Here is a 512-nt window from a genome sequence, read left to right as displayed (position 1 = left end):
CGAACGCTGTCTACCTTCAGATCACGGTTTAGGCCATATTTGATATTGTTACCATCTTTGGTCACCGTCAGATTTTCTTCGCCTGCAACTGTACCAATATCAACCGCGTCACCTGCTTTTACTGCACCCGCTTTGGCCCCGTTACTTTGTAGATTCCAGCCTTTGTCTAGTTCTGAAATGGCTGCACCAACATTGCTGACATTATTGCCATTCACGGTATAGCTTGGTGCAGTCACGGTGCCATCAGGGTTTACGGTTGAACCGCCACCTAAAGCGTCCGATACGCTCTTCGCTGTGCCTGCTAACTGGCTACCATTAATCGCTTCATCCGAAGTCGCGCTGACTTCGCCCGCAGTTACACCACTGATCTTGCCTGTAGTGCCATCAATGTTCACACCATTAGCACCACCTACTGTGACATTGTTAAAGTCAACATTGTCAGCCGTTGCAACGTTATAGATGTCTTGTCCATCTAATCCCGTGGTTTTAGTCACGGTGATGTTCTTACCTTG

General features: G+C 48.0%; 1 pseudogene. It reads right to left on the bottom strand.

The features are described from left to right. Positions 1-512, bottom strand: a pseudogene (locus tag F885_RS21450) (YadA-like family protein); the annotation flags it as partial.

The sequence above is a fragment of the Acinetobacter higginsii genome, assembly GCF_000369845.1.
Lineage (GTDB): Bacteria > Pseudomonadota > Gammaproteobacteria > Pseudomonadales > Moraxellaceae > Acinetobacter > Acinetobacter higginsii.
The sequence above is the reverse complement of the archived record's forward strand: the minus strand, read 5'-3'. Positions and strand labels throughout refer to the sequence as shown.